The organism is Tenacibaculum amylolyticum, assembly GCF_964511145.1.
Lineage (GTDB): Bacteria > Bacteroidota > Bacteroidia > Flavobacteriales > Flavobacteriaceae > Polaribacter > Polaribacter amylolyticum.
On sequence record NZ_CAZEFZ010000008.1, the window covers coordinates 46,093 to 59,155 of the forward strand.

The 13,063-nt window shown below is 31.1% G+C and carries 14 protein-coding genes; 8 read left to right on the forward strand and 6 right to left on the reverse strand.

Annotated elements, in window-relative coordinates; genetic code table 11:
• The first annotated feature begins 3 nt into the window (after positions 1-3).
• Positions 4-1,332, forward strand: a complete 1,329-nt coding sequence (gene gldE / locus ACKTTC_RS04105; protein WP_408038531.1) for a gliding motility-associated protein GldE — start codon at positions 4-6, stop codon at positions 1,330-1,332.
• Complete coding sequence (gene gldD, locus ACKTTC_RS04110; protein ID WP_408038532.1) at positions 1,325-1,876, forward strand: gliding motility lipoprotein GldD; 552 nt, start codon at positions 1,325-1,327, stop codon at positions 1,874-1,876. The genes gldE and gldD overlap by 8 nt, the downstream gene beginning before the upstream one ends.
• A gap of 12 nt (positions 1,877-1,888) precedes the next feature.
• Here the strand turns inward: gldD and ACKTTC_RS04115 are convergent, their stop codons facing one another.
• Together ACKTTC_RS04115 and ACKTTC_RS04120 are read right to left on the reverse strand one after the other, a co-directional pair.
• Positions 1,889-2,911 (reverse strand): COX15/CtaA family protein, encoded by a 1,023-nt coding sequence (locus tag ACKTTC_RS04115; RefSeq protein WP_408038533.1) that lies wholly within the window; start codon positions 2,909-2,911, stop codon positions 1,889-1,891.
• Positions 2,912-3,150: 239 nt separating this feature from the next.
• A complete protein-coding gene (locus ACKTTC_RS04120; RefSeq protein ID WP_408038534.1) occupies positions 3,151-3,492 on the reverse strand; it encodes a cation transporter in 342 nt (113 codons plus the stop codon).
• Positions 3,493-3,583: 91 nt separating this feature from the next.
• Here ACKTTC_RS04120 and ACKTTC_RS04125 point away from each other — a divergent pair, with 91 nt between their 5' ends.
• Both ACKTTC_RS04125 and ACKTTC_RS04130 read left to right on the forward strand, forming a co-directional pair.
• Complete coding sequence (locus ACKTTC_RS04125) at positions 3,584-4,459, forward strand: DMT family transporter (protein ID WP_408038535.1); 876 nt, start codon at positions 3,584-3,586, stop codon at positions 4,457-4,459.
• Positions 4,460-4,498: 39 nt separating this feature from the next.
• Positions 4,499-4,729, forward strand: coding sequence for a hypothetical protein (locus ACKTTC_RS04130; protein ID WP_408038536.1), 231 nt, complete (start codon positions 4,499-4,501; stop codon positions 4,727-4,729).
• 46 nt (positions 4,730-4,775) lie between these two features.
• On the opposite strand, the gene ACKTTC_RS04135 is transcribed toward ACKTTC_RS04130, so the two are convergent.
• Positions 4,776-6,830: an insulinase family protein gene (locus tag ACKTTC_RS04135; protein WP_408038537.1), complete on the reverse strand. Its 2,055-nt coding sequence runs from the start codon at positions 6,828-6,830 to the stop codon at positions 4,776-4,778.
• Between the two features lie 28 nt (positions 6,831-6,858).
• Positions 6,859-8,172 (reverse strand): M16 family metallopeptidase, encoded by a 1,314-nt coding sequence (locus tag ACKTTC_RS04140; protein WP_408038538.1) that lies wholly within the window; start codon positions 8,170-8,172, stop codon positions 6,859-6,861.
• Positions 8,173-8,433: 261 nt separating this feature from the next.
• Here ACKTTC_RS04140 and rplU point away from each other — a divergent pair, with 261 nt between their 5' ends.
• A complete protein-coding gene (rplU, locus tag ACKTTC_RS04145; RefSeq protein WP_408038539.1) occupies positions 8,434-8,925 on the forward strand; it encodes a 50S ribosomal protein L21 in 492 nt (163 codons plus the stop codon).
• A 22-nt stretch (positions 8,926-8,947) separates the two neighbouring features.
• Positions 8,948-9,208, forward strand: a complete 261-nt coding sequence (gene rpmA / locus ACKTTC_RS04150; RefSeq protein WP_348710623.1) for a 50S ribosomal protein L27 — start codon at positions 8,948-8,950, stop codon at positions 9,206-9,208.
• Between the two features lie 216 nt (positions 9,209-9,424).
• Here the strand turns inward: rpmA and ACKTTC_RS04155 are convergent, their stop codons facing one another.
• Together ACKTTC_RS04155 and ACKTTC_RS04160 are read right to left on the reverse strand one after the other, a co-directional pair.
• On the reverse strand, positions 9,425-10,081 hold the full coding sequence (locus ACKTTC_RS04155) for an HD domain-containing protein (RefSeq protein WP_408038540.1): 657 nt from the start codon (positions 10,079-10,081) through the stop codon (positions 9,425-9,427).
• Between the two features lie 62 nt (positions 10,082-10,143).
• Positions 10,144-11,154 carry an aspartate-semialdehyde dehydrogenase gene (locus ACKTTC_RS04160; RefSeq protein WP_408038541.1) on the reverse strand — a complete coding sequence of 337 codons (1,011 nt, stop codon included), beginning with the start codon at positions 11,152-11,154 and terminating at the stop codon, positions 10,144-10,146.
• Positions 11,155-11,380: 226 nt separating this feature from the next.
• Here ACKTTC_RS04160 and trhO point away from each other — a divergent pair, with 226 nt between their 5' ends.
• Positions 11,381-12,412 carry an oxygen-dependent tRNA uridine(34) hydroxylase TrhO gene (gene trhO, locus ACKTTC_RS04165; protein WP_408038542.1) on the forward strand — a complete coding sequence of 344 codons (1,032 nt, stop codon included), beginning with the start codon at positions 11,381-11,383 and terminating at the stop codon, positions 12,410-12,412.
• 106 nt (positions 12,413-12,518) lie between these two features.
• Positions 12,519-13,058, forward strand: coding sequence for a hypothetical protein (locus ACKTTC_RS04170; protein ID WP_408038543.1), 540 nt, complete (start codon positions 12,519-12,521; stop codon positions 13,056-13,058).
• Positions 13,059-13,063 lie beyond the last annotated feature (5 nt).

A 13,063-nucleotide genomic window follows, 5' to 3' on the forward strand; every position in this document is an offset into this window, starting at 1 on the left:
AAGTTGGATCCAGAACCCCATTTATTATTAATAGCAAGCATTACTTTTGTAACTACAATTAGTTTAATAGCATTACTAATTTTACTTATTTGTTCTGCTTTAATTTCTGGAACAGAAGTAGCATTCTTCTCACTTACACAAACAGAACTCGACGATTTATCTGAAAAAACAAAAGGAAAAAGTACTGTAGTTAAATTGCTAGAAAAACCAAAAAAACTACTTGGAACTATTCTGATTACTAACAACTTTATTAATATTCTTGTGGTGTTAATTTTTGCATCATTAGAAGAATTTATGTTCGGAGGAATGAATTTTTCTATTGAATGGGGATTCATTAAAATTCCAGCGTCTGTTGTAAAAGTAATTATACAGGTAGGTTTGGTAACCTTTCTTATTTTACTATTTGGGGAAGTGCTGCCAAAGGTATATGCAAATAGGAAAGCATTGGAATTTGCAAATTTTATGTCGAAACCTGTCTATGTTTTAAATACAATATTAACTCCTTTAAGTTCACCTCTTATTGGAATTACAAATAGTATAGAACGAAAACTAGGAAATAAAAACAATAACTTTTCTGTAGAAAAACTATCGCAAGCATTAGAGCTTACTTCAGAAAATGCAACAACAAAAGAAGAGCAGAAAATTTTAGAAGGAATTGTAACTTTTGGAAATACGGAAACAGTACAGATAATGAAGCCAAGAACAGATGTTTGTGCTATTTCTGATGCAAATTCGTACAAAGAAGTACTAGATACAATTCTAGAGAACGGGTATTCTAGAAATCCAGTATATCATGAAAATATAGACAATATTGTTGGTGTTTTATATGCAAAGGATTTACTAACGCATTTAAATAAGAAGGACTTTAATTGGCAAAGCTTATTGAGAAAGCCGTTTTTTGTGCCTGAGAATAAGAAGTTAGATGATTTACTGAAAGAGTTTCAGGAGAAGAAAAACCATTTAGCAATTGTAGTAGATGAATATGGAGGAACTAGCGGGATTGTTACGTTAGAAGATGTAATAGAAGAAATTGTAGGAGATATTAACGATGAATTTGATGATGATGATTTATCATATTCCAAGATAGATGAATATAATTTTGTTTTTGAAGGAAAGGTTTCTATAAGAGACTTATGTAAAGTATTAGATGAAAATGAAGCAGTTTTTGAAGATGACAAAGGAGAGAGTGAAACACTTGCAGGATTCATTTTAGAAGTGTCTGGTAAATTTCCTAGAAGAGGAGAAAAAATAAACTTTAAAATGTATACGTTTACTATAGAAGCGTTAGATAGAAAGAGAATAAAACAAATAAAGGTGACTAGGAATGCGTAGATTTTTTTTAATTGTAATAGTACTAAGTATAGTAGGATGTGGAGGAGATGTAATTCCAAAGCCAAAAGCATATTTAAGTTTACAGTATCCTACTAAAGAATATAAAGAAATTACAGTAGATAGACCGTATTCTTTTGAAGTGCCAACAACAGTAAAAGTTCAGGAGCAACCTAAAAACTGGTTAAAAATTAAATACCCATTGTTAAAAGCATCTGTAGATATTACTTATAGACCTGTTCAGAATAATTTAAAGGAATTATTATTAGAGGCAGATAAGCTGGTTTTTGAACATACGATTAAAGCAGACAATATTGTTTGTCTTGATTATTCGAATGAAGAGAAAAAGGCTTATGGTAAATTATGTGAAATTTTAGGAAATGCTGCTTCTCAGGTACAATTTCATGTTACAGATAGCACAAAGCACTTTTTAAAAGCATCGCTATTCTTTTATACAAAGCCTAATTACGATAGTATTCTTCCTGCGGTAGATTATATCAAAAAAGATATGATCCGTATGATGGAAACATTAGAGTGGAAAGAATAAAAATAATAGCGTTTATGTTATTTTAGAATTTCTACTTTGCATCCATAAGTAAAACTGTAATCCAAATAAAACAGCACCAGCTAATAAATGTATTGCCTGAGTTCCTACAGGAAAATCTGCATAATACATTAAAATACCTGTAATAGTCTCTAAAATAATTAAGAAAACAATCCAGTTTACAAGTTTATAACCAAGCTTTTTTATTTCATTTAAATATAACATTCCAAAGTTTACCAATACAATAGCAATTGTAAAGGACCTGTGGAAATAAAACTTAAAACTAGGATTCATTAAGCTATACTGTTTGTTTTCAAAACCGAATAACTTTACTTGCTCATCTATAAACTGTCGCACTTGAGTTCCCATTGCGATTTGAATTAATGAGAATACAACAGATACTATTAAAAGTTTGTTGAATAAAGCGTGATATTTAAAGGTTTTTTTATTGTCAGAAATAATGAATAATAGATATAATAATAAAGCAATAATAACTAAACCTAATACCATATGAATGGTTATAATGGTAGGCTTTAAATTAGTATCGACAACAGTTTTTCCTAACCAAGCCTCTACCATCATGAGGAAAAAAGCAGCAAAAGATATAAGTGGTATTTTTTTGTTTTCTTTCCTAAACTTAAAAGCGCTATAGAGAAGCAATAGAAAAACAAATCCAGAAATAACCGAAGCTAAACGATTTATATATTCCGTCCATGTATGATATTTGTTAAACTTTGCGTAGTTGTGTTTTGTGTACTTTTTCCAATTATTTATATCAAAATCAGCAGCAGTAGTAAGGTCGTTTTCGGCTACAAATAAAGCTTCATCTTTTACGATTATCATTCCTTTTTTAAACTCTTTATTAGGTTGCCAAGTAATCTGTTCTTCAGAAGTTGGAGGAATTAAATACCCAAAGCATTTTGGCCAGTCTGGACATCCCATTCCAGAACCTGTCATTCTAACAATTGCTCCAGCTAAAAAAATTAAATAAACAGAAATTAGTGTGATTTTTACAACTCGAGGAAAATGTTTTTTCATCAAAAAAAAGTTTTTGCAAAGATACAGTAAAAGCACAAAAAAAGCGCTCTACAAACGAGAGCACTTTTCTTTAAAATGAATTTAAATTACACCATTTTTAGTGTAACATTTCTTTTTGCAATCTTCCGCACATGCCTTTTGATCAGCTTTATCGCACAGCATTCTTTTTAGAAATCTTCTGCACAGCTTAGAGCTTCCTTGTTAGCACAGCATTCTTTTTTGCAATCTGCAATACAATATTAATTGTCAGATTCAGTTGCCTTGTAGGTTTGACCATCGCCAATTCCTTCAACAAAAGCAATTAAATCTGCTTTTTTAACTTTGTTTGCATCGTATTTTATGGTTGCTAAGCTATCTGTAAAAATTACTTTCGCATCTAACACTCCTTCTTTTTTTGCTAATTTAGATTCTATTGTTTTTGCACATCCCATTTCGCAAGTCATTCCAGATAAGTTTAAAGAAACAAGCTCTGCTTTTGCTATTACTGTTTCTTTTGGAGTTTCTTTCTTTGCTTCTGATTTACAGCTAGAAAGTGTAAGTGTTGCTATGATGAATGCAAAAAATATTTTCTGTATGTTCATTTTTAACATCTATTGGATTATTGTACAAATTTATCAAAAAAGATTTTTATGTCCTTAAAATGAACGATTTTTGTGTCTTAAAGAATTTCAGATGCTAAAAAAATACCAGAAGTGGGTGTATTTATTGTTGCTTTCCTTAATATGGGGAAGCTCTTTTATTTTAATGAAGAAAGCGTTGGTAGGACTTACGCCTATTCAAGTTGGAGCACTTCGTATTATTATTACAACTATCTTTTTACTGTTAATAGGGTATAAAAGCTTACGAAAAATAAAAAGTACACAATGGAAATATGTATTTTTAAGCGCTTTATTGGGAACGCTTTTTCCTTCTTTTTTCTACGCGTATGCTATCACAGGAATTGATAGTTCAATTGCTTCTATTTTAAACTCACTAACACCTTTTAATACGTTGTTGGTTGGTATGTTTGTGTTTGGTTTTTTATTCAAAAAAGAACAATTAATAGGAATCTTAGTAGGGTTAGTTGGAACCGTAATTTTAATTCTTAAAGGAGCAGATTTAAATCCAGATCAAAATTATTGGTTTGCTTTATTACCAATTGTTTCTTCTATTGGATATGCATTTAATGTAAATATTATTAAGAAATACTTGCAAGATTTAGAAGCGATTGCAATTACAACAGGTGGTTTTGTTTTAATTGTAATTCCAGCGCTTATTATTTTAAGTATAACAGGTTTTTTTACAACGGTAGATTATAGTAAACCAGAAGTAAGTAATGCATTGTTATACATGGTAATTTTAGCTGTAATTGGTACAGGTATTGCTAAAATTATGTTTAATAAATTAATTCAGATTTCTTCACCTGTTTTCTCAACTTCGGTAACGTATTTAATTCCTATAGTTGCTGTAATTTGGGGAATTGTAGATGGAGAGAAATTAAGCTTTATACAATTAGTTGCCGGGGTTATTATTTTATTCGGAGTGTATTTGGTAAATAGGAAGAAATAAAAAATGTTATAATTGCAAATTAATTTAATTAAATAAGATATGAAAAGTATAGAAAAATTAAAACAATTTGAAATTTCTAGAGAGAAATCTGAATCTATTATCGGAGGTGTTGATTGGCATAAAGGAACATGTTTAGCTATTATGGCCGTTGCTAACGAAATAATAGATAGTGGTTTTTATAGATGCTTAGGAGGTTGTCCTAAAGAAGATGTCCTTGAAGAAGCAAATAGATGTGCTGGAAGAGCACCTTGGTCTATGGAAAAGTTTTAATAAATTCAAAAGGTCTTTCAGCGAAAGACCTTTTGAATTTGTTTTTTTATTGAAAATCAGCGTCAGAAACTCCTTCGTTAATTTTGATTTCTTTTACATTTAAAGTTATATTTCCAGGACCTGCTTTTCTGATAGTTTTATGTGGGAACTTAATTCCATTCACTTCTTTATAATCTGAGAAAGAAGTTGGTTGTTTTACTTCTCCTTGAGGACCTTTAACAGTTTCTACTGTTTTTACTTTTAAACCTGAATCTACGTCATAGAAAATCTCTGTATTGTTGTACTTAATAACGTATGCGTTTTTACCATCTATTGGCTCAATTCTGTCTAATTTCCCTTTTTTGTAAGCTGTATCAGCAAAAGGAGCTGTTTTGTTTTTTGCTTCTTCTAAGTCCTTTCCAGCTGTTTCTTTTTTCTGTCCTTGAGCTTCTTCGTATCCTTTAGTACCGTCGAAAACAGATTTTTGTAAAGTGTTACCCATCATAGAAACAACAAAAGAACTCTTGTTAGGAGATGCCAATTTAGTTGTAATACTAATAGGAGCTGGAGCGCCAGGTATTTTTGCTTCAGAAGTAATCATTACAGTTTTTACTGCGTCTACTTTATCTTTCCCACCAATAGCTTTAAAATAACCATCTACCACAGTTGCAGCTGTAACTCCTGCTGGAATTGGTAAGCTCATTTTTGGCTTCGTAGTTGGGTTCCCGTTTTTATCGAAATACTTAATCTTGTAATCAGATGTTTTTTCAAGGTTTTTTAATACATCAATTCCTTTACCAGTAATAAAAACTCTCGCTTTATCTCCTTTAAAGTATTTAATTGCTGCATTTTGAACATCATCTAAAGTAACTGCATTAATATTCTCTAAATACTTTTCATAGAAATCATCAGGTAAATTGTAACGAGCAATATTTAAAGCAAAGTTTGCTACAGTTCTAGGTTTTTGAACGTCCATTACAAAGTTACCTACGTATTCAGCTTTCGAGTTCTTTAATTCTTCCTCAGAAACTTTTTGGTAACGAATCTTATTAATCTCTTTTAAGATTTCTACCATAGAACTATCTGTAACTGCATTACGAACACTAGCGCTAGCTTTAAATTTACCAGCATGTCTGCTTTGGTTAACTCTAGAGTAAGAACCATAAGTATACCCTTTATCTTCACGTAAGTTCATGAATAAACGAGCAGTTCCACCACCACCTAAAATGTTGTTAGCTAATAAGGCAGCATAATAATCTTTATCACCTAAAGTCAAGTCAATATTATTTACAACAGCAACTTCCGATTGAACAGCATTTGGCATGTCGATAAAGTTGATTTCTGTAGTTGTAGGATTTTCTGGCTTTGGCATTGTATAACTAGGAATTGTTCCTTTTTTCCAATCACCAAATAACTTCTTTACTAATTTTTTAGTTTCTTTTGGATTAATATCTCCAACAATTACTAAATAAGCATTATTAGGTCTGTAGTAAGTAGCATAATTGTTTTGCACATCTACTAATGAAATATTCTTGATAGATTCTGGTGTAGTAAATTCACCAAATGGGTGTTTTTTACCGTACGTTAAGTTGTCTTCAACTCTGCCAGCAATTGCTTTTACATTTTTTTCGTTGTTTTTTAAGCTTTCTAAAGTTCTTTCAATTTCTTTGTCAAACTCTTCCTTTGTAAAAACAGCGTTTTTAACTCCATCTGCCATTAATCCTAATACTTCTGGGAAATATCTTTTTAAAGAAGAAGCAAAAGCTCCTGAACTGAAAAAACTAACATTAGCTCCTAAATAATCTACTTGCTCATTAAAAGCATCTTTTGAAATATTAGAAGTTCCATTTCCTAATAAACCTCCCATAACACTAGATAAACCAGCCTTGTCTCCTTCAAATACAGGTTTGTTATCTATGCTTAAAGTAGCAGCAGCTCTTGGTAATTTGTGGTTTTCTACCATAATTACTTGTAAGCCATTAGATAATTTAAACTTTTCTGGTTTTCCTAATTTTATTTTTGGAGCAGGACCAGGTTTTGGTTGCTTATTTAAATCTCTTTGAGCAGTTACAGCAAAAGACATTGCTAAAATTGCTATAAACGATACTATTTTTGTTTTCATGATTCTTTCTTGTCGTTTGATGTTAACTTTATTTCTTCTTCTCTGGTAAATATTCTAAAATTAACCTTTGGTTAGGATTTAGATATTTTTTAGCAACTTCTCTAATATCTTCTCTCGTAATAGATCTGTATATATCAATTTCAGTATTTATTAAGTTAGTATCACCATATAATACATTGTAACGAGCTAAAGAATTTGCAATCCCTTCTACACTAGAGTTTGAGTTAACGTAATTGTTTTCAAACTTATTCTGTAATTTTTGGTAGTCTTTTTCAGAAATTAAATCTGTTTGAAGTTTTACGATTTCAGCATCAATTTCTTTTACAAGAGTTTGTAAAGGAGTTTTACCTAATGGTAATGCATAAATAATGTAAGTTCCATAGTCCTCTTGACTTAAATTAATTGCACCAGCTTGTAATGCCATTTTTTTATCGTCAACAAGTTTCTTGTATAAAACAGAACTTTTTCCACTGCTCAAATATGAAGAAATCATGTCTAACACCCTAGAATCCTTTGTTTTCATAGAAGGTGTTCTATACGCTTCCATAATTGCAGGAATCTGAATATTTGGATCGTATGCTTTCGCTTCAATTTGTTTTGTAATAGGATCTTCTTTAGGGAAGTTTCTTACAACATCTTCGCCTCTTGGAATTCTTCCAAAATATTCTTTAATCCACTCTTTCGCTTGCTTAACATTAAGATCACCAGCCACAACTAAAGTAGCATTGTTTGGAGTATAAAACTTCTTGTTAAAAGCTAAGAATTCATCTAAAGTAGCAGCATCTAAGTGCTCCATTTTACCAATAGTAGTTCCTTTGTATGGGTGTTTTTTAAACATGTTCTTTTTAACATTTTCTAAAAAACGAGAGTAAGGTTGATTGTCTACACGTAATCTTTTTTCTTCTTTTACAACCTCATTTTGTGTATCTACACCACCTTGCTTAATAATTGGGTGTAATAAACGTTCAGACTCCATCCATAATCCTAATTCAAGATTATTCGATGGGAAAATTTCATAATAATATGTTCTATCATCTGTAGTGTTAGCGTTATTTCTACCTCCATTAGATGATACAATCTTAAACCAATCTCCCTTCTTAATATTTTTAGTTCCTTCAAATAATAAGTGTTCGAAAAAGTGCGCCATTCCTGTTCTGTCTGGTTGCTCATCTTTTGCACCAACATGATACATTACTGATGTAACAACTACAGGAGCAGAATTATCTTTATGCAAAATAACATGCATTCCATTACTTAAATCGTACTCTTCAAATTCTACTTGTTGTGCAGTTGCAGTAAAAGCAAAAGCAGCAGCAGCAAGAGTTAAAATGGTTTTTTTCATTATTTTAGATTTGTGTTTTTGAATAATTTAAATTGTTTGACGTGAGATTAACCAATTTGTTACGTTTGCAATAAAAATATTGCAGATAAATAAAAACTATATCAAAAATAAACATAAAAAAACGCTCAAATGTTATTTATAAAGCAAAAGGAGTAAAATTATGATTAACAGGTTGTTTTACAGTAAAAAAAGCGTATATTTGCACCCGCATTTTAATTTAAAAATGCATAATTAATTAAGTATAAACGCAAAACAAAGAGTATGTACGCAATCGTAGAGATAGCAGGGCAGCAATTTAAAGTAGCAAAAGACCAAAAAGTTTACGTTCATCGTTTACCAGAAGCTGAAGGTTCTCAAGTAACTTTTGACAAGGTAATGTTAATCGAAGATAAAGGTAACGTAACTATTGGCGCCCCAGCTATAGAAGGTGCAGGAGTAACTGCCAAGATTTTAGGACACTTAAAAGGTGAAAAAGTAATCGTTTTCAAGAAGAAAAGAAGAAAAGGTTACAAAAAGAAAAATGGTCACCGTCAGTACTTAACTGAGATTCAAATCGAAGGTATCGCAGCATCTGGAACTAAAAAGGCAGCTGCTAAGAAAACTGAAGCTCCTAAAGCAGAAGCAAAATCTGAGGAAACTAAAGATTTATCTTCTATGACAGTTGCTGAGTTAAAAGCTTTAGCTAAAGAAAAAGGTATTACAGGATACACTTCTTTAAAGAAAGCAGAATTAATTGAAGCATTAAGTAAATAATTAACCTTAAAAACTTACAAACATGGCTCATAAGAAAGGTGTCGGTAGTTCGAAAAACGGTCGTGAATCGGAATCGAAACGTTTAGGAGTGAAAATTTTTGGAGGACAGGCTGCAATTGCAGGTAACATTATCGTTCGTCAAAGAGGAACACAACATTATCCAGGTGAAAATGTTTACATGGGTAAGGACCATACTTTACATGCTAAAGTAGACGGAGTTGTTCAATTCCAAAAGAAAAGAGACAACAGATCATATGTTTCTATAGTTCCATTTGAAGCTTAAGAAACAGCTGATATAAAGATTATATTCTTTAAAAGAAGAAACGCTCAATTGTTAAATTGAGCGTTTTTATTTTGGGGATTATTACAAATAAGGGATGTAGTTTAAAACTACTTTGTAAACATATATTATTTTTAGAATATTTGCAAAAAAATTACGTTATAGAAACCATTTATTAACATAGATTAATTATTTACGAATGTAAGTAATTTACTTAGGTTAAATTGTAGCATTCCATTCATTGTAAAACTGCGTTAAAAACTGCTCCATAAACTCATGTCTCTTTGTAGCAAGCTCTTTACCTGTTTGAGTATTCATACGGTCTTTAAGTAATAAAAGCTTTTCATAAAAATGGTTAATAGTAGGTGCTTTGGAACTTTTATATTCTTCTTTGGTCATATTTAGTTGTGGAGCAATTTCAGGATCGTATAAAACTCTATTTTTAAAACCTCCATAATTAAAGCAGCGTGCAATACCAATAGCGCCAATAGCATCTAATCTGTCTGCATCTTGAATAATATCTAGTTCTAGAGATTTAAATTTTTGATTGAAGTTTCCACCTTTAAAAGAAATGTTTTCAATAATGTGTTGCACATGTTGAATGACTTCTTCATTTACTCCTTCAGCCTCTAAAAATTGTCTTGCTTTTGTAGGCCCTATAGTTTCGTCTCCATTATGAAATTTACTATCAGCTATATCGTGGAGTAAAGCGCCAAGTGCAACAATAAATAAATCAGCCTGTTTTTCTTGTTTTCCAATTTGTAAAGCATTTTTATATACGCGTTCTATATGGAAATAATCGTGTCCTCCTTCTGCGCCTTCTAGAGTCTTTTTTACAAAGACAATAGTGTTATCTATAATAAGTGTTGTGTCCATGTGTCAAAAATAAAAAATCCTGCTATGTAAGCAGGATTTTAATGTATATAAGTGTGCTACTATTAAACGGTAGCTACTGTATTTTTAAGTAAATTTTTTGAAGCTAAATACTCAGCGATTTGAATAGTGTTTGTAGCTGCTCCTTTTCTTAGGTTGTCAGAAACAATCCATAAGTTCAAAGAATTAGGTTGCGATAAATCTCTACGAATTCTACCTACAAAAACTTCGTCTTTACCTTCAGCGAAGAAAGGCATTGGATATTGATTGTTTTCAATATCATCCTGAACAATTACTCCTGGTGTTTCAGAAAGTATTTTTCTAATATCTTCTACTTCAAAATGATTTTCAAATTCAATATTTACAGCTTCAGAGTGCCCACCAACAACAGGAATTCTTACTGCTGTAGCAGTAATTCCAATACTTGGGTCGTTTAAAATTTTATGCGTTTCTCTTACTAGCTTTAATTCTTCTTTGGTATAACCAGCTTCTTCAAAAACATCACAATGTGGTAAAGCGTTTTTATGAATTTGGTATGGATATGCCATTTCTCCTTCAGCACCATTAAATTCATTTTCTAATTGCTTTACTGCTTTTACACCTGTTCCTGTAATAGATTGATAAGTTGAAATTACCAAACGTTTCATGGTGTATTTTTTATGAAGCGGAGCCAAAGCCATTACCATTTGAATGGTAGAGCAATTTGGGTTAGCAATAATTTTATCGTTTTCGGTTAGTTCTTGAGCATTAATTTCTGGAACAATTAACTTTTTTGTTTGATCCATTCTCCAAGCAGAAGAATTATCAATTACTGTAGTTCCTACTTCAGCAAACTTAGGGGCCCATTCTAACGAAGTGCTACCACCTGCTGAAAATAAAGCTACGTCTGGTTTCATAGAAACTGCAGTTTCTAAACCAACTACAGTATAAGTTGTTCCTTTAAATTCTAATTGATTTCCTACAGAACGTTCTGATGCTACAGGAATTAATTCTGTTACGGGAAAATTACGTTCTGCTAATACTTGTAACATTACGTTACCTACCATACCGGTAGCACCTACAACTGCTACTCTCATTTTTAATTTCTTTTTAACTTATTTATATTGCTGATACAAAGGTTTAAAAAAATAAGACTAGTTGTATCTCTTTTTATCTAAAATTTTATGTAAAAGTTTAATTCCTATCAATTTGACACAAAAAGTAGTATTTTAAACACTAAATCTAAAAATTATGTACATTTGCAGCGATTTTTAAAGAAAATCGTAACAAAATATCATATTGTTTAACTTAAAAAGGTATAGCATGCAACTGTACAACAAGTTAAGCGCCGAAGAACGCGCTGCATTAATAGACGAAGCGGGAAAAGACCGTATCACAATTTCTTTCTATCAATACTATAAGATAGAGAACCCACAACTTTTTAGAGATAAATTATTTATTGAGTGGAATAAGCTCGATGTATTAGGAAGAACTTATGTTTCCTATGAAGGAATAAATGCACAAATATCTGTTCCTGCTGAGAATTTTAATGAATTAAAAGAGCAGTTAGATAGCATTTCTTTTTTAAACGGGATTCGTTTAAATGTTGCTGTAGAGCAAGACAATAAATCGTTTTTAAAACTAAAAATTAAGGTAAGAAATAAGATTGTTGCCGACGGTTTAAATGATGATACTTTTGATGTAACGAACAAAGGAGTTCATTTATCTGCTGTAGAGTTTAACAAAATGTTAGAAGATCCTAATACAGTATGTGTAGATATGCGTAATCATTACGAAAGTGAGATTGGGCATTTTGAAGGAGCAGTTACTCCAGATGTAGATACTTTTAGAGACTCTTTGGATATTATAGAGGAAGATTTAAAAGAGCATAAAGAGGATAAGAACCTTTTAATGTATTGTACAGGAGGAATTCGATGCGAGAAGGCTTCAGCTTATTATAAGCATAAAGGATTTAAAAATGTATTCCAATTAGAAGGTGGGATTATAGAGTATACTAGGCAAGTAAAAGCAGAGGGAATTGAGAATAAATTCTTAGGGAAAAACTTTGTATTCGATCATAGAAGAGCAGAGCGTATTTCTGATGATGTAATTTCTAATTGCCACCAATGTGGAAAACCTTGTGATACGCATACGAATTGTGCAAATGAAGGTTGTCATTTATTATTTATTCAGTGTGATGAATGTGCAGAGCAAATGGAAAATACATGTTCTAAAGAATGTCAAGAAATCATTCACTTATCGTATGAAGAACAAAAAGAATTACGAAAAGGAAAACACGCAAGTAATAAGATTTTTAAGAAAGGTAGATCTGAAAAATTAAAATATAAGAGCTAAAGATAGCTCTGTTAAAGTTTTTAAAAAGTTCTCATTATTGAGAGCTTTTTTCTTTTTAGGAATGTTTGTTGTTAGTAGTAGCAGGAAAACTAAAAACTACTATTATATGAAAAACAAAATTACATTACTATTACTTTTTGTAGGACTTATGTCTTTTAGTCAACAAATTAAATTTACAGAAAAAGTATGGAGAGTGAATTTTTTAAATCCAGGAGTAGAGCTAGAAGTTCCTACAAGTAATTACTCAACATTTTCAGTTGGTTTAGGAGTTGGTTATGGAGGAAGTTATCCAAAAACAAGTTCTGGAGGATCTGGTTTTTTATATTCAATCAATCCTTTTTTAGATGTGCAACACAAATGGTTTTACAATTTTGAAAAACGAAAAGAGAAAAAACGAGCAACAGATAATAATTCTGGAAACTTTATTTCTGCTAGATTGTTTACGAGAGGAAATACAATAACCAGTAATTTTAATCGTACAAGCAATTTTGATTTTGCAGTAGGTCCAACATGGGGAATACAAAGGAAATACGGTAAAAACTTCCATTTATTGTTTGATGTAGGTCCAATTTATTATTTCGATACCAAAGGGAATCATAACTTTTTTCCAATAATGGTTCAATTAAATTTAGGATTTGATTTATAAATTAA